This is a genomic window from Neisseria sp. P0007.S010 (assembly GCF_051962875.1).
In the GTDB taxonomy this organism is placed as follows: domain Bacteria; phylum Pseudomonadota; class Gammaproteobacteria; order Burkholderiales; family Neisseriaceae; genus Neisseria; species Neisseria subflava_A.
In genome coordinates this window covers 1-254 of sequence record NZ_JBQCUX010000056.1, presented here as the reverse complement: position 1 = coordinate 254, position 254 = coordinate 1, and the positions used below count along the sequence as shown (strand labels likewise).

1 protein-coding gene is annotated in these 254 nt (G+C 60.6%); it reads left to right on the top strand.

Annotated features, from left to right (window positions below; translation table 11 throughout):
• Positions 1–254: hemagglutinin repeat-containing protein (locus ACTHR7_RS10885; protein WP_440370817.1), on the top strand; the 254-nt coding region annotated here is incomplete at both ends.

Genomic DNA, 254 nt, shown 5'->3' with positions numbered 1-254 from the left:
ATCCGCAGCCGCGAGGGCGACATTACCGTCCAAGGCAGCAACATTACTGCGGGCGACACCATCCGCCTCGATTCCGCACGCGACATCCGGCTGCTCTCCGCCCAAGACAGCCAACATCAGGACGGCAAAAACCGCAATGCCGGCGTACAGGTCGGCGTCGGGGTTTCCGTTGGTGCCCAAACCGGCGTCTATATCTACGCCGAAGCAGCCTACGGCAAAGGCAAAAACCGCACCGACAGCCAAACCCATCAAAA